The following is a 15,488-nucleotide window of genomic DNA, read 5'->3' as shown; positions in this document are numbered from 1 at the left end:
AATGTAGACTTCTTCTTATACAGACTCTCAACTATTTTTGCATAATCAGAAAATCCCACAACTTTTACACTTGATCCGTAGAAACTTGAGGTAGTTTTAAAAAGAAAAAAGCACAATTAATATTAAAAGAAAGATATGTTGGTTGCTTTTTAAATCCTACTAAAAAAATATAACCTGAATGTCAACTCAAAGTATATGAGTTAAATAATAACTATGAAAACTACAAACACAGTTAAAAAAGACACCTTTCTATACTAATATCATTGTGCTTAATTACAAGACTAATATATATAAATTCCTACATAATTGCTAGGAATTTATTTTTTACTTTAAAATATCTTCAAGCGTCTTATTTTCAAGAACTTGTAACGTACTATCACGTACCTCTTCCATCAGCCCGTGGACGGCACATTTTCCTTCATCTGGGCAATCATCACATTTTTCATAAAAATTTAGACTCACACAGGGTAACATAGCAATAGGTCCTTCTAAGACTCTTATAACGGCTGCCATTTTAATCTCTTTGGGTTGTTTTATCAGGTAATATCCGCCACCTTTTCCTTTTTTACTTCCTAAAAAACCTGCCTTTCTTAAGGAAAGTAAGATGCTTTCGAGAAACTTTCTTGAAATATCTTCAGCCTCAGAAATATCTTGGATAAGTACCCTAGTATCCTTTTCCTGACGAGCAATATAGGTAAGTGCTTTAAGTCCGTATTTTGTTTTTCGCGAAAGCATACGACAAAATACGCTATTTTTTTGGAAGAAATACTTCTGCCATCATACAGCGAGCACTCCCACCGCCGCATTCCTCAATCACATCAAGAGAACTTGAAAGTATTGTTGCATGTTTTTGTATTTGATCTATTTGAGATTTGGTAAGACTCTTATGCGCAGCAGTACTCATTACTAAATAAGGAGTATTGTTAGAACCCCTAAGTTGTAACATATTTCCTGCAAAATGAGTTACTTGTTTTTCTGTTATAGCAATAATTTCTTTGCCATCTTGCTTAAGATGTTTTAATACAACTTTACGCTCTTTTTTGTCATCTATCGTATCAAGACATATCACAGAAAATGCTTCTCCTAAACACATCATAACATTGGTATGATAAATAGGGAGTCGCTCTCCATCTACAGTTTGGTTTGCCGTAAAAATAACTGGTAGGTATTCAAAGTCTTCACAAAACTCTATCAATAATTCTTCGTCCGCTCGAGGCGAAAGCGCACAATACGCTTTACGATGCACACGATCTAATAGTAAACTTCCTGTCCCTTCCAAAAAGAGGTTTTCTTCTTCTGCTGAAGAATAGTCGATTACCTCTGTAATGGCAAATCCTTTGGATTCTAATATATCAAAAATATCCTCACGACGCTCTGTACGTCTGTTCTCTGCAAACATGGGGTAAGTAGCTACTTTCCCACTTTCGTGAAAACTTACCCAGTTATTAGGGAAATGAGCATCGGGTGTATCTGTTTCCTGAGTATCATTGACTACAATCACGTTAATTCCTACTGCTTCTAGCTTGCTCACAAAAACATCAAACTCTTTTTGTGCTTTTTGCAAAAGTGTTTCTGCCGGCACACCATCTATCTCTTTTTGATAATAATTATTAACAGCGGTTTGCTCATTCATCCTAAAATGTACAGGACGAATCATTAAAATAGTATCTGTAGTTTGATTCATAATTAAAATGCTCTAGTAAAGTTTGTAAAGCTACAACTTACTATCGATATCTTGCATAATTATAGTTGCATGTTCTCGTGTATTTTCTATAAATAAAGTACTAGTTTCTAGCCCTGCATTGATAACACCAGCCACATATACATTTTTAAGAGGTGTTTCTAAGGTTTTCTCGTTGTGAATGGGTGCTTTGGCTGCACCGTCAGAAATAGGTAATCCTAAAGATTCAAAGAGCGAATAGTTAGGCTTATACCCTATCATAGCAAGTACAAAGTCGTTTGCTATTTCGACAACACCTTCTGGGGTTTCTAGGACAACTGTATCTTCTTTTATCTCGGTAACTGTGCTGTCAAAATATGCTTTGATGGCACCTTCTTTAATTCTGTTTTCTATATTAGGTTTGATCCAATATTTTGTTTTAGGATAAATCTCTGACCCACGGATAACCATCGTCACAGTTGCTCCTTTGTAATACGTTTCTAATGCCACATCACAAGCAGAATTTGCAGCACCTATCACGACTATCTTTTGCCCCACATAAGGATGCGGACTATCATAAAAATGAGTTACTTTAGGTAGCTTTTCTCCAGGAATATGTAATTTTCTTGGAGTGTCGTAAAATCCTGTACACACAACGACAGCTTTTGCAAACGTATCACCTTTGCTCGTTTTAATATGATATCCATCTCCTTCTGGAGTCATCGCAACTACTTCTGTGTAAAGTTTTATGTTTAACCCCCAACTTTCTTTTACTCTTCTGTAATATTCTAAAGCTTCTTTACGTGTGGGTTTATCTGTATGTGATATAAATGGTACTTTTCCTATTTCCAATAATTTAGACGTACTAAAAAATGTCATTTGTTCTGGGAAATTAAAAAGAGAATTCACCAACACCCCTTTTTCTAAAATGATATAAGAATGTCCTCTTTTTTGAGCTTCTATACCACAGGTGAGTCCTATAGGACCTCCTCCTATAATAACAATATCATATTTTTTTGATAAGTCCATAGTTATCTATTTCGCCAAAAGAAGGGTGTAAACAAAATTAGTACGGTAAATAATTCCAAACGACCAATAAGCATTAAGAATGCTAGCCACCATTTACCTGCGCTAGGCAAACTATTGTAGCTATCTACAGGGCTTAAGTCTCCAAAAGCAGGGCCTACATTCCCTAATGCAGATGCCGCTCCTCCCAAGGATGTCATAAAATCCAACCCCATAGCACCTAAAACACTAGCTCCTACAATCCAAGAAAGCATATAAAGAATAAAAAATGCCAGTATATTAAAGATAATCGTCCGGTCTACAGAGCGGGTATTATACCGTACGGGAAGAATCGCATTGGGATGTAATGTGCGTTTAAATTCTACAAAAGCGTTGCGTATGGTTAATAAATGTCTCACCACTTTAATACCCCCTGAAGTCGATCCCGCAGAACCTCCTAAGAACATAAGCCCAAAAAAGATAACCGTTAGGAAGGGTGTCCACATGGTAAAATCGGCAGTTACAAATCCTGTGGTTGTGATCACTGCCAATACCTGAAAAAGCCCATGTCTAATGGCACTCTCACCAGCACCTAATACCATAGGGTGATCAATGCTAGAAACACTAACGTCAGCTTTAAAATAAACAACAAATGCTGTTATGATGGCAAAACCAAATATAAAAGTCATATAGAGTCTAAACTCGTCATCTTTAATAATTTTTTGCACTTTCCCCTTAAAAGCAAAATAACTCAATACAAAGTTCATTCCTGCCAACATCATAAAGAAAATAATAATGTATTGGATAAGAGGCGTATCATTCCAATAAGCAATACTTGCATTTTTAGTAGAAAAGCCCCCTGTAGACAAGGTGCTCATGGCATGATTTATAGCATCAAAAAATGACATTCCTGCTAGTTTTAGCGCTATGGTCTCTGCCGCTGTAAAACCAAAATAAATAAGCCATAATCGTTTTGCAGTATCGGTAATTCTTGGGTGAAGTTTATCTGCACTAGGACCAGGAGCTTCTGCTGCAAAAAGCTGCATCCCTCCAATACCTAGTAAGGGAAGTATGGCGATTGCCAAAACAATAATTCCCATCCCTCCTATCCAATGCGTAGTACTACGCCAGAAAAGAATTCCTTTAGGTAGTGATTCTATCTCTGTAAGTATGGTGGCTCCTGTGGTAGTATACCCACTTATAGTTTCAAAAAAAGCATTTGTTACCGATGGTATAGCACCAGTAACTAAATACGGCAACATCCCACTGAAAGACATAAACAGCCAACCAAATGTGACAACAATATATCCTTCTCGTTTTTTGATTTCTTTTTTGTGGTCTCTTGTTAAAAACATTAAAAGCATTCCTGCAAATAATACTAATAACCCAGAAGCTGTGATTTGTAAAGCAACCCCATCATCTGTGATAAAACTCACAAGAGCAGAAATCATCATAAAGCCACCATTAAAAAGTAATAGCAACCCCATTAAATGAAAAATAATCTTGTAATTAAGTTTTGGCATCTACGTATCTATTTAAACAAACATTTTCTCTACTTGTTTGATAGATCGCGGTAAACAACATACCACTACTCGATCTCCTGCGGTGATTTTAAAATCACCAAGTGCAATGACACCTATGCCATTACGTACAACACCCGCTATAGTAGCAGATCTTGGGAAGTCAATATCTTTTATTTTTTTTCCTTCTGCTTCAGAAGTAGGTTTTACGATAAACTCTAATAACTCAGCATTCATGTTATTGAGTTTGGTCATCGCCACCACTTCTCCTTTTCGTATATATCTAAAGATATTATTTGCAGCAAGTAATTTTTTGTTGATCAAAGTATCAATCCCTATACTCTGTGACAACTGGAAATAATCCATGTTTTCTACAAGTGCGATTGTTTTTTTAACACCTCTTGATTTTGCCACAAGGCAAGACATGATATTTGTTTCACTATCGCCAGTTACAGAGATAAAAGCATCCATATCCTGAATGTTTTCTTCTTCAAGCAACTCTACATTACGCCCATCACCATTAATCACGAGTGCCTTTGGAAGAATATCTGCTAGATCTATTGCTTTCTCTTTATCACGTTCTACGAGTTTTACATTAAACTTATGAGAACATAAATCCCTACAGGTTTTAAATCCAATGTTACTTCCTCCTAAGATCATGACATTTTTAATGTCTTGACGTACTTTACCTGTCAGTTTATAAAGCTCTTCAACACCGCCTTGTATGGTCATAAAATACACCTGATCGCCTTCTTTAAAGACGGTATCTCCACGAGGTATTAACGTATACTGTGTCCCTAGTCGCTGTATAGCGATAGGCATAAAGTGCAATTCTGGAAAAATAGTAGCGGCTTCTTTTACACTTTTACCGACAAAAGAGGCAGTACGTGATAAAGTTGTACCAACCATCGTCAATGCGCCTTCTTCAAACTCGTAGGTATCACTAAAACCACTTTGATTCAGCAATAATTCGATTTCTGATGCAGCAAGACTTTCGGGTGATATTAACTCATCGATCCCAAATTTAGAGAATCCTGCCAATTCTTTATGTTCTATAAACTCTGTATTAGAAATCCTAGCGATGGTACGTGCGGCACCTAATTGTTTGGCGAGTACACAAACCGTAATATTTGTCGTCTCACTCGCTGTTACCGCGATAACCAAGTCTACGTTTTCTACTCTAGAATCTTGTAATATAGCAATAGAGGTCGCATCACCTTTAATGGTTCGAATATCCAAATGCGTATCTGCATACGCCAGGCTATCTTTGTTGGTGTCTATAAGTGTAATGTCCTGAGACTCGTATGATAACAGTTTGGCTAAGTGGAAGCCCACCTCACCTGCTCCTGCAATGATAATTTTCATATAATATAATGAACTGAAAAAGTGATACAAAGATACATCATTGATAAGATATACGATCTAATCCTGTAGATAATTATGCTTTATACGCTTTCGCGAAAGCGGAAACACCTTTTACAGAATCAATACGACATCATATATAATCCAATTGTTAAAAATCTAAAGAAATAGCACTTCCTTTTTAAGTAAGTCCTTATTATCTTCTTTATTGATGCCGTATATTTGCCAAAAATTGCGCTATGACCAAAAAGGTAACGCCATACACAACTTCTGATCAATCTAAGAAAGAGCAAGTTGAGCAAATGTTTGACACTATTTCTGGGAAATACGACGGGCTTAACAGAGTTATTTCTTTTGGAATTGATGTAAAATGGCGAAAAAAAGTCATAAAACTTGTCACCGAAACGAAGCCAGAAAGTATTCTTGACATTGCTACGGGAACTGGAGATTTGATCATCAATTTTGCTGATAGTGGCGCTTCCAAACTTGTGGGGCTTGATATTTCTGAAGGGATGCTCTCTATAGGGCGTACCAAAATAAAAGCAAAAGGGCTGGAAGATCGTATAGAGATGATCCAAGCAGATAGTGAGGCGATGCCTTTTGAAAATGATAGTTTTGATGCGATTACGGTTGCTTTTGGAGTGCGTAATTTTGAGACGTTGGAAAAAGGTTTAAGAGAAATCTATCGGGTACTAAAGCCAGGTGGCATCTTTGTGATTTTAGAAACCTCTGTTCCTACAAAAACACCGTTTAAACAAGGATATAAATTTCACTCTAATGTGATCTTACCAACTGTGGGACGTCTCTTTTCTAAAGACAAAGAAGCCTATAGTTATTTAAGTAAAAGTGCTTCTGTTTTTCCTTTTGGTGAAGCGTTGAACAATATTTTGCGTAAAATTGGGTTTACCAACGTGAAAGATCAACCACAAACATTTGGTGTAGCCACCATTTATACAGCTTCAAAATAAATTCATGAGAGTATTCATTGCCATCGTATTTTTCTTAACTTTTACGCAGACATCTCAAGCACAATGGCTTACAAGATCCCGTGTTCAAAATCAGCAAAATTTTGATAAAAAACCAATACGTTTTGGGTACTATTTAGGATTTAACAACTATGATTATAACTTTGATTATATAGCGCAACAAGAAGATATTGAAGTAACGCGATCTATTGGTTTTAATGTAGGAATTGTAGCTAATTTAAGGCTATCTGATTATATCGATTTACGCACAGAGCCTGGCTTGAGTTTTACCAGACGTGACTTACTCTATGCGCCCGACCCAAGATTTGACAGTGAACAGGATTTAATACGCGAAGTACCTGGCACCTATATATATCTTCCATTGCTTTTAAAATTTAATACCAAGCGACTCAATAATGTTCGTCCGTTTGTTACTGTAGGAGTGTCTACAACCGTAAACTTATCTAGTAATGAGAAAAATCCTGATGATAATTTTGCAGGACAGTTTAGAACAACCACCAGTCCTTTCTTTTATGAAGTAGGGTTTGGGGTTGAGTTATATTTATACTTCTTTAAATTTACACCAAGCATACGTGGTGTCTTTGCCACGACTGATGAGTTGGTACGAGACAATATGGGAAACAGCCCATGGACAGGCAACATCAGTAAAATGTCATCCAGAGGTGTTTTCTTAAACTTTACGTTTCAGTAACACATCCTCTTTTAAATTCACTTAGACAGATGGCGGTTGCTGTTGCCACATTTAAACTTTCTGTTTTTTGTAATTGCCCAAAACGCGGGATAGCTATTTTTTGAGTAATGAGTTGCTCAATAGCATCTGATATTCCGTTGGCTTCATTCCCCATCACAATTACAGCTTCTTTAGGAAGCGTTGCTGCATAGATGTTTGAACCATTCATAAAAGTACCGTAAATAGGTCTTTTTTCTTCTTCTAGATATGCTGTTATATCGACATAAGAAATAGTAATTCTAGATAAAGATCCCATGGTGGCTTGTACTACTTTGGGGTTATAACAATCTACAGTTTGTGAAGAACACACCAAACTTGTGACGCCAAACCAATCACAAAGTCGTATAATCGTACCCAGATTTCCAGGATCTCTTACATCATCAAGAAGTAGGGTAATTCCTGTACGTTTATCATCTACCTGCTTCGGAATTTTAAAAAGTGCGAGTGCTGTTTGTGGGGTTTTCAGGAAACTTATTTTTTTAAGTTCGGCAGCTGTGACCTTTTGAAACATATTTTTGTTTTCTTCAGGAATATGTAACGACGTATCCTCTATTCCATAGATAGCTTCTGGTGCACATGAAGATTCTAATAACTCATTAATTACCTTAATACCTTCGGCAACAAAGAGTCCTTCTTGCTTACGGTACTTTTTTTGATGTAATCCCGTTATTCGTTTGATATTACTTTTGCTTAACACTATATAAAATGTACTTTTGATTTATTTTCACCACTCACTTGAAACATAGGTTTACAAAAATATCATTATTTATTCTTCTAGCAGTCCTACTTGCTGGTTGTAATGCAATAAAACGAGTTCCTGAGGACGATTTTTTGCTCAGTGATAATGAGATTACTGTAGATGGCGAGAAGATTACGGATCAGCGATTGTATAATTTTTTATACCAACAACCTAATACAAAGGTTGCTGGAGCGCCTTTTAGACTTTATATCTATAATTGGGCGCGTCCTAATATCGATTCTATTCTCAATGCGCAACGCGCCAAAAATGATGGAGAACGTACGTTTTGGACACGTTTGCTTTCGCGAAAGCAAGTAGAGTCTTTTAGAAGATTTAAAAAAGATTTTAACTCTGGTGTAAAAAACACAGGAGAAGCCCCCACGATTGTCAACGAAAATCTTACTAAAAAATCGGCAAATAGACTTGCTCGATTTTATATCAACAATGGTTATTTTAATACCAAAGTAGACTATACCATAAAGAAAGATAGTAATCAAAGAGCGGTTGTAAGTTATAATGTGGTGCGCTACAAACCTTACTTATTAGATTCTATCGTGACTAAGATTGCCTCACCTGTGGCAGACTCTATTTATGAAGCTCATAAAAATGAATCGTTTCTTGTAAGAGGAGAACCCTATCAAAAAAATAAGTTTGAAGGAGAACGATTACGTATTGAAAAATTATTTAGAAACAACGGATTATATCATTTTGAATCCGATCGTATTAGAGCCATTGGAGATACTGTAAATACAGGAAATAAGACAAATCTTGAAATTATTATAGATAATCGTAAAGAAACCGTTCGAGACTCTGTCATAGACCTTCCTTTTAAAGTTCATAAAGTAAATAAAATCAATATTATTACAGATTACAGTTTTGCTAATAAGGACAAACCCTTTGCCGATTCTATACGTGTGGATGGTTATAATTTTTACGTCTATGATAAATTAAACTATAGAACCAATGCTATCACTGATATTATTCCTCTCAAACCAAGGTCTATATATCGGGATATTGATAAAACGCAAACCCTCACACGTTTAAGCCGACTTAATACGTTTAAGTATCCAAGTATTTTATACCAACAAGATCCCGCGGATAGTACAGGGACAGACTTAATTGCCAACATACGTTTGACACCATTGGATAAATATAAATTTCGTGCAGATTTTGATGTCTCTACCTCAAACATTCAAGATATTGGTTTTGCAGGATTCGGCTCTTTATTAATTCGTAATTTCTTTAGAGGAGCAGAAACTTTAGAGATTTCAACCAGAGGAAATATTGGTGCTTCTGACGATGCTGCAAATGATAATGATAGTTTTTTTAATATTTCGGAAATAGGAATCAATGCAAGTCTTGTTTTTCCGAGAATATTCTTTCCTGTCAATACTTCAAAACTAATTCCTGCAGAATGGCAACCTAGTACTCGGTTTAATTTAGGGGTTAGCGTACAGCAAAATATAGGACTCGATAAACAAAGTTTTGCTGGAGGATTATCGTATAACTGGACACCCTCTGCAACAAATACATTTAGATTTGACCTTCTAGACGTACAGTATGTACGTAATCTAAACGCGCCAAATTATTTTAATATTTATAGAAATAGTTTTGAGGATCTCAACACCCTTGCTGCATTAAATATAACGAATATCAATCCAGATTATTTTGAGCCTGATGCCACTACACCAACGCTTACGATACCTAGTGGTGCAGATAGTTTTATTAACGATGTAGAAAATGGAGTTGTAAATGGTTTTACTAATGCACAAGTATCTGAGATAAATGCGATACGAGAACGCCAAAACAGACTAACAGAGGACAATCTCATCTTTGCACTTAACTTTACCTATACTTATAACAATCGAGAAAATTTATATGACAATGCTTTCTCAAGATTAAGAACACGTATTGAACTTGCTGGAAATGCACTTGCATTTGCCTCAACCTTAGTAAATGCTCCAAAAAATGAAGATGATAACTCACGTATTCTGGGTGTTGTTTTTTCTCAATATGCCAAAACAGAAATTGATTATACCAGACACTGGGATTTAGGACATAATAACATTTTGGCTATCCGCGCTTTTGGAGGTATTGCAATTCCTTATGGAAATGCCAACAGTATTCCTTTTATACGAAGCTTTTTTGCAGGAGGATCTAATGACAATCGTGCTTGGCGCGCCTACGAATTAGGTCCAGGTAGTAGTGGTGCTCCTAATGAGTTTAATGAAGCCAATATGAAGCTTTCTTTAAATGTAGAGCATCGTTTTGATTTACTAGGCCCATTTGAAGGTGCTTTCTTTATAGATGCAGGTAATATTTGGAATATTTTTGACAATGTAGAAGATCCCAATTCGAGATTTAATAGTTTTTCTAGTTTAAGAGATCTCGCTATTGGATCTGGTTTTGGATTACGGTTTGATTTTGATTTTTTTGTAGCGCGATTTGATATAGGATTTAAAACGTATGATCCAGCTTTAGAAATTGGAAATCGATGGTTTAAAGAATATAATTTCTCTAATGCTGTATATAACATTGGTATTAATTACCCGTTCTAATTGATGTTGTAGTACTTTCAAACGTTATCGTAATTCCGTTTTGTTTCCCTTCATTTTACTATATAATTTCTTATTTTTACGAACTTAAACATAAATCAAAAATATGGCTCATTCTATCAAGCCGTGAGTTGCTACCGGTTACCAAGTGCAAAAGATTTTTAACTATGCAAAAGAAAAAGGTTTTGCACTTCCAGCTGTAAATGTTATTGGATCTAATAGTATTAATACTGTACTAGAAACTGCTGCCGCATTAAATGCGCCCGTGATTATTCAATTTAGTAATGGAGGAGCGCAGTTTAATGCAGGAAAAGGCTTAAATAATGATAACCAACAAGCTGCTGTTGCAGGAGCTGTTGCAGGAGCAAAACACGTACATGAGCTTGCAAAACTTTATGGAGCAACGGTAATTCTCCACACGGATCACTGTGCGAAAAAATTGTTACCTTGGATAGACGGAATGCTAGATGCTAGTGAGGCGTATTATAAAGAACACGGTCACTCATTGTTTAGTTCACATATGATTGATTTAAGTGAAGAACCTATTGAAGAAAATATCGAAATATGCAAGAAATATCTGGAGCGTATGGAGAAGATGGATATGACGTTAGAAATCGAATTAGGAATTACTGGAGGAGAAGAGGATGGTGTTGACAATACAGATGTAGATGATTCAAAATTATATACACAACCAGAAGAAGTAGCGTATGCTTATGAAGAACTTTCTAAAGTAAGTGATCAATTTACGATTGCGGCTGCTTTTGGAAATGTACACGGAGTTTATAAACCAGGTAACGTAAAGCTGACACCAAAAATTCTTAAAAATTCACAGGAACACATTACAAAAAAATACGGTGTAGAACATAATCATATTGATTTTGTTTTTCACGGAGGAAGTGGATCTACCGTTGAAGAAATAAGAGAAGGAATTAGCTATGGGGTTATTAAAATGAATATAGACACTGATCTTCAATATGCAACTGCAGAAGGAATACGTGATTATTTCAATGAAAATGCTGACTATCTTAAGTCTCAAATAGGAAATCCTACTGGAGAAGATGCTCCTAACAAGAAATATTATGATCCTCGTGTTTGGTTACGTAAAGCAGAAAACACCATGGGTGCTAGACTAAAAAAAGCATTTGAGGATTTAAATAACGTAAATACACTGTAGTACGCTCCTGCCGGCAGGCAGGGTCGCGAAAGCGTATCACATAAATATACACTCATACATACATCGATATGGCTTGGTTTAAGAGAAAAGACAAAGGAATTCAAACTCCTACGGAAGAAAAAAAAGACACTCCTAAAGGTCTTTGGTACAAATCTCCTACAGGTAAAATTGTAGATACAGAAGAGTTAGAAAAAAACTTCTATATCAGTCCTGAAGATGGATACCACGTACGTATAGGTAGTAAGGAATATTTTGAAATTCTTTTTGATGATAACGAATTTAAAGAATTAGATAAAGATCTTACGTCTAAAGATCCTTTAAAATTTGAGGACAAAAAGAAATATGTAGATAGGCTTAAACAAGCACAAGATAAGACGGGACTTAAAGATGCGGTACGTACTGCTGTAGGAAAATCTAAAGGAGAAGATCTTGTGATTGCTTGTATGGACTTTTCATTCATAGGCGGTTCTATGGGGAGTGTTGTGGGAGAAAAGATAGCACGTGCTGCAGACTACTCACTTCAAAATAACATCCCATTTATGATTATTTCAAAATCGGGAGGTGCGCGTATGATGGAAGCTGCTTTATCACTTATGCAACTTGCTAAAACATCCGTAAAACTAGCACAATTATCAGATGCTAGTATCCCATATATTTCTCTATGTACAGATCCTACTACTGGGGGAACTACCGCTTCTTTTGCTATGTTAGGCGATATTAATATTTCTGAGCCAGGGGCATTGATTGGATTTGCAGGACCTCGTGTTGTAAGAGACACTACTGGAAAAGAATTGCCAGAAGGTTTTCAAACATCAGAATTTCTTCAAGAACATGGTTTTCTTGACTTTATAACACCTAGACAAGAGCTTAAAAATAAGATAAATTTATACCTAGACTTGATTTTAAACCGCCCTGTACGAGCGTAGTTATTTTCTAATCATAGTTAATACCATAAAAAAGGAGCTATTCTCAATGAATAGCTCCTTTTTTTGGTGTTTTTTATTATTAGGCTTTGGCCTTATTGGCTCTATTTCGATATAGTTTTTTATCTACACAGGTTGCCATAGCTTCTTTATCAAGATCAACTCCTATAAATGAAGTTACTGTATCTATAGCACTGATAGGATCATTTACTACATCTTTATAATTTAAATAAATCATCTCAACACCAGGCTCTTTATCATCCCATATTCTAACACTATCTAAGAGCCTTTTATAGGCATCAAAAAGATGTATAGGCAATGTATCTGGATCTTTTCCTCTCATAATCTGTTGTGATTTTACAACTTCATTCAGATCTCTTGTCATAAAAATGATTTTATATCTAAATTTTGGCGATAAGTACTGCAACAAAGGGGCTATTATTTTTACGCCTTTATTTTGAGCCTTGTCTAACCATGAATTGTCTTTATGAATAGACATGACTGGATCATATTCGTAATACCCCTTCGGATTTGAATCATCTGCTTTTCTGTTTTCATCTGTCAAAATTTCAACACCTCCTTTGGCTAGCATTTGCATCATAAGTGATGTTCCAGAACGTGGCAATCCTGACACAATGACGATTTGATTTTCGCGATGAATATACTCTCTTTTATTAGCTCCACTCCCCAGCATGTGATACTCTTCAATATTTTCTATAGCTTTTCTAGCCTTGTCATAGGAACGCGGTTGTAATCTATCGGCGGTTTCATAAGCAATTTTAGCATTTTCTAAATCTCCCATTTTTTCTAGAGCTCTTCCTAGAACGTAATGAGCTACTGGAAAATATTTAACAAGCTCTATACTCGTAAGCGCATAATCTACTGCTTCCTCATACTCGCCTAATTCAATATAGGCTTCTGCAATTGCTCGATGGTATTTTGCTCTATCAGATTCTATACTAATCGCTTTTTCAAAAGCATCTTTTGCTTCCTCAAATTTTGCAAGTTTGTATTTAACTTCTCCTATTTTGAACCATATTTCTGCATTGTTACGATTAAGACTTGCATCTTCTAATAGCCTTAATGCTTCATATAATTTACCGTTTGCAACAAGGATTTCTGCCTCAGGGAAAAAGAGATGATATTTAACCTTTGTTTTTGATTCTTTTATCTTATTAAGATAGTTTTCGGCATCTTTAAACTCATTTGTTTTGAGGCTAATAGTTAACAAATCCATATAAAAAGGCGCTAAATCTATAGGATCATCCTCTTGTAATAACTCTAGCAAAACGGCTTTTGATTTCTCATAATCTTTTTTACCTAGATATACTCTCGCTAGATTATGCTTTAAATCACATTTGGTTTTTAAAATAGCAATTTCTTTCTTTTCATCAGGTCGTTCTATATACCCTAGTTCAATAAGCTGTTCCATTGCTTCCTGATCAGATAAGGCAGCTCCTTGTTCTTCTCCTTTGAGTTCTCCAAAATCGCCTTCTATGCCTTCCCAAGTATCTATATAGGTAGGTTTTTTAATTTCTTTATAGATATCTAACATGACCTTGCCATCCATATCCTTACCTACTGGTAATCCAAAGTGGTGTAAAATAGTAGGTGCTATATCTATAAGACCGAGTCCAAAGACCTTTTCGTTCTTTTTGATATCAGGCCCCATAGCTACAAACATTCCAAATTGTCTATGCTCAAGTGCTGGAGCCGCCTGCACTTTGGGCATATCTATAATACGTTTATGTCCAGATTCAAATCCATGATCAGACATGACAATAACAGTCGTATCATCATCTATTAATTCTAAAGTACGCTCAAGCATCATGTCTTGAAACCGATACGCTCCCACTACGACATCCTTGTACATATCATAATCTTCTTGAGATACTTGAGGTAATTTAGGTGGATGATACTTCATATATGTATGACAGAAATGGTCTATGAGATCATAATAGACACACATAAAATCCCACTCTGAGGTACGTAATAATTTTGTAGCGGCATTATGAACAGAAACATTATGTGCTAACATTCTAGAAAAAGGAATCAGCGCTTTATCCTTATCTTGATCTATTTTACCAGCGTTGGGTATAAAAGGTAATATATGCTCCTTGGTCACTTCAAAAGGAAACATTCTTAAGTCTAAAAAATCTTCTCTTGCACTTTTTGGATGTATAGCATCGTCTGCTAATGGACTCTGTTTTTTAGGATCTGGGCTTACTTTCTGGTATTTATCAGAAATAACAACGCCATTAATAGGTTCTACAGGATAACTAGGCCACCATCCTACTAAATTACTTTTATATCCTTTATTGTGTAAAATATTCCATACGGTTCTACTTTTCCTAGAATTTGAAGTTACTGGTCTTACACCTTCTAAATCTGGCATAATCTCTACAAATCCTAAAACTCCGTGTTTATCTGGAGTTTTTCCAGTGACAACAGAGGTCCATAACATAGGAGAATACGGCGGGTTCATAGTACTCATGTTTCCATAAACACCTTGATCTATCATTTTTTTCAGAGCTGGCATCTGCCCTTTGGCAATTAAAGGACCTATAATCTCCCAATCTGCGGCATCCCATCCTATTAATAAAAGCTTTTTCTTACCCATTTTACTTATCTTCTTTACTTTTTGCGTCTATTATTGCGTTATTTGCTGTTTTAACCTTCCTCCATTCAGTAAACGCAACGTCTCCTACTGCCAATAACCCTAATGAACTATCAATAGGGATATTAGATAATTTCATTTTCAATTTTTTACCCTTTTGGTTATTTTCCATTTACATTTCTTTTAAATATATTGCCGTGAAACATTGCTTGTTCTA

General features: G+C 35.7%; 12 protein-coding genes and 1 pseudogene. 5 read left to right on the top strand and 8 right to left on the bottom strand.

What is annotated here, in order from left to right; translation table 11 throughout:
• Positions 1-324 precede the first annotated feature (324 nt).
• The 5 genes from Q0505_RS08900 to trkA are packed head-to-tail and all read right to left on the bottom strand — an operon-like array spanning position 325 to position 5,550.
• Positions 325-735, bottom strand: a complete 411-nt coding sequence (locus Q0505_RS08900; protein ID WP_299211637.1) for an Rrf2 family transcriptional regulator — start codon at positions 733-735, stop codon at positions 325-327.
• 13 nt (positions 736-748) lie between these two features.
• Positions 749-1,684, bottom strand: a complete 936-nt coding sequence (ctlX, locus tag Q0505_RS08895) for a citrulline utilization hydrolase CtlX (protein WP_299211634.1) — start codon at positions 1,682-1,684, stop codon at positions 749-751.
• A gap of 30 nt (positions 1,685-1,714) precedes the next feature.
• Positions 1,715-2,689: a YpdA family putative bacillithiol disulfide reductase gene (locus Q0505_RS08890; RefSeq protein ID WP_299211630.1), complete on the bottom strand. Its 975-nt coding sequence runs from the start codon at positions 2,687-2,689 to the stop codon at positions 1,715-1,717.
• A gap of 2 nt (positions 2,690-2,691) precedes the next feature.
• Positions 2,692-4,188: a potassium transporter TrkG gene (locus Q0505_RS08885; RefSeq protein WP_299211627.1), complete on the bottom strand. Its 1,497-nt coding sequence runs from the start codon at positions 4,186-4,188 to the stop codon at positions 2,692-2,694.
• Positions 4,189-4,200: 12 nt separating this feature from the next.
• Complete coding sequence (gene trkA / locus Q0505_RS08880; protein ID WP_299211624.1) at positions 4,201-5,550, bottom strand: Trk system potassium transporter TrkA; 1,350 nt, start codon at positions 5,548-5,550, stop codon at positions 4,201-4,203.
• A 236-nt stretch (positions 5,551-5,786) separates the two neighbouring features.
• On the opposite strand from trkA, the gene ubiE reads away from it, so the two are divergent.
• Both ubiE and Q0505_RS08870 read left to right on the top strand, forming a co-directional pair.
• A complete protein-coding gene (ubiE, locus tag Q0505_RS08875) occupies positions 5,787-6,515 on the top strand; it encodes a bifunctional demethylmenaquinone methyltransferase/2-methoxy-6-polyprenyl-1,4-benzoquinol methylase UbiE (protein WP_299211621.1) in 729 nt (242 codons plus the stop codon).
• Positions 6,516-6,519: 4 nt separating this feature from the next.
• Positions 6,520-7,224 (top strand): porin family protein, encoded by a 705-nt coding sequence (locus Q0505_RS08870; RefSeq protein ID WP_299211618.1) that lies wholly within the window; start codon positions 6,520-6,522, stop codon positions 7,222-7,224.
• On the opposite strand, the gene Q0505_RS08865 is transcribed toward Q0505_RS08870, so the two are convergent.
• A complete protein-coding gene (locus Q0505_RS08865; protein ID WP_299211615.1) occupies positions 7,211-7,960 on the bottom strand; it encodes an RNA methyltransferase in 750 nt (249 codons plus the stop codon). The genes Q0505_RS08870 and Q0505_RS08865 overlap by 14 nt on opposite strands.
• Positions 7,961-7,998: 38 nt before the next feature.
• On the opposite strand from Q0505_RS08865, the gene Q0505_RS08860 reads away from it, so the two are divergent.
• The 3 genes and pseudogenes from Q0505_RS08860 to accD all read left to right on the top strand — a co-directional run bounded on the left by Q0505_RS08860 (position 7,999) and on the right by accD (position 12,657).
• On the top strand, positions 7,999-10,560 hold the full coding sequence (locus Q0505_RS08860) for a BamA/TamA family outer membrane protein (protein WP_299211612.1): 2,562 nt from the start codon (positions 7,999-8,001) through the stop codon (positions 10,558-10,560).
• 103 nt (positions 10,561-10,663) lie between these two features.
• Positions 10,664-11,731, top strand: a pseudogene (gene fbaA, locus Q0505_RS08855) (class II fructose-bisphosphate aldolase).
• A 68-nt stretch (positions 11,732-11,799) separates the two neighbouring features.
• Positions 11,800-12,657 carry an acetyl-CoA carboxylase, carboxyltransferase subunit beta gene (accD, locus tag Q0505_RS08850; RefSeq protein ID WP_299211609.1) on the top strand — a complete coding sequence of 286 codons (858 nt, stop codon included), beginning with the start codon at positions 11,800-11,802 and terminating at the stop codon, positions 12,655-12,657.
• 79 nt (positions 12,658-12,736) lie between these two features.
• Here the strand turns inward: accD and Q0505_RS08845 are convergent, their stop codons facing one another.
• Together Q0505_RS08845 and Q0505_RS08840 are read right to left on the bottom strand one after the other, a co-directional pair.
• Positions 12,737-15,274, bottom strand: a complete 2,538-nt coding sequence (locus Q0505_RS08845; RefSeq protein ID WP_299211606.1) for an alkaline phosphatase family protein — start codon at positions 15,272-15,274, stop codon at positions 12,737-12,739.
• Position 15,275: 1 nt separating this feature from the next.
• Entirely contained in the window at positions 15,276-15,443 is a 168-nt protein-coding gene (locus tag Q0505_RS08840; RefSeq protein ID WP_299211603.1) for a hypothetical protein, read from the bottom strand.
• Between the last annotated feature and the right edge of the window lie 45 nt (positions 15,444-15,488).

The organism is uncultured Dokdonia sp. (assembly GCF_937910895.1).
Taxonomy (GTDB): domain Bacteria; phylum Bacteroidota; class Bacteroidia; order Flavobacteriales; family Flavobacteriaceae; genus Dokdonia.
Note: the sequence above shows the minus strand (reverse complement) of the source record. Positions and strands in the feature narration are given on the sequence as shown.

Bases quoted from the DNA above. Each gene is read 5' to 3' on its own strand.
- Q0505_RS08900 (WP_299211637.1), bottom strand. From the start codon at position 735: ATGCTTTCGCGAAAAACAAAATACGGACTTAAAGCACTTACCTATATT.
- ctlX (WP_299211634.1), bottom strand. From the start codon at position 1,684: ATGAATCAAACTACAGATACTATTTTAATGATTCGTCCTGTACATTTT.
- Q0505_RS08890 (WP_299211630.1), bottom strand. From the start codon at position 2,689: ATGGACTTATCAAAAAAATATGATATTGTTATTATAGGAGGAGGTCCT.
- Q0505_RS08885 (WP_299211627.1), bottom strand. From the start codon at position 4,188: ATGCCAAAACTTAATTACAAGATTATTTTTCATTTAATGGGGTTGCTA.
- trkA (WP_299211624.1), bottom strand. From the start codon at position 5,550: ATGAAAATTATCATTGCAGGAGCAGGTGAGGTGGGCTTCCACTTAGCC.
- ubiE (WP_299211621.1), top strand. From the start codon at position 5,787: ATGACCAAAAAGGTAACGCCATACACAACTTCTGATCAATCTAAGAAA.
- Q0505_RS08870 (WP_299211618.1), top strand. From the start codon at position 6,520: ATGAGAGTATTCATTGCCATCGTATTTTTCTTAACTTTTACGCAGACA.
- accD (WP_299211609.1), top strand. From the start codon at position 11,800: ATGGCTTGGTTTAAGAGAAAAGACAAAGGAATTCAAACTCCTACGGAA.
- Q0505_RS08845 (WP_299211606.1), bottom strand. From the start codon at position 15,274: ATGGGTAAGAAAAAGCTTTTATTAATAGGATGGGATGCCGCAGATTGG.
- Q0505_RS08840 (WP_299211603.1), bottom strand. From the start codon at position 15,443: ATGGAAAATAACCAAAAGGGTAAAAAATTGAAAATGAAATTATCTAAT.